Origin of the sequence: Bacteroides sp. RTP31139st1_H2_RTP31139_211217 (assembly GCF_040227615.1) — a bacterium.
GTDB lineage: Bacteria > Bacteroidota > Bacteroidia > Bacteroidales > Bacteroidaceae > Bacteroides > Bacteroides uniformis.
The window spans coordinates 859-1266 of sequence record NZ_JBCNZM010000347.1; the positions used below are offsets into that span (position 1 = coordinate 859).

The 408-nt window shown below is 41.2% G+C and carries 1 protein-coding gene; it reads left to right on the forward strand.

The genetic code is table 11. The annotated features are described in order from the left end of the window. Nucleotides 1–58: 58 nt before the first annotated feature. Nucleotides 59–408: type VI secretion system tube protein TssD (gene tssD / locus ABUA47_RS24825; RefSeq protein WP_349832299.1), on the forward strand; the 350-nt coding region annotated here is incomplete at its 3' end.

Sequence of the window (408 nt, forward strand, 5' to 3'; positions counted from 1 at the left end):
CGCAAGGACGGAGAGACCGCAGTAAAAATTAAGTTTAACTCATTAAATCCAACGAATTATGGCATTTAGAGCATCATTAGAACTTAACAACAAGGAATTTGACGTCCTTTATTCAAACTATGAGTTCAGTCGTAACACGGACTCTAAAGGTATGCCCTCTTCAAGCGTATTGGGCGGTAGAGTAAAAGTAACTATCGAATCAACAGAAGACACTTCTGTTATCGAGTCAATGCTGAACAGTGCTTTCAAACCCGTAGAAGGTAAGATTATCTATAAGAAAACGGAGGAGGACGCCAAGATGAAGGAAATCCAGTTCAAGAACGCATACATCGTTCACTACTCGGAAACTCTGGACGCGAATAACGATGTGCCTATGACAATCACCATCACGTTCTCCGCTGAAGAAAT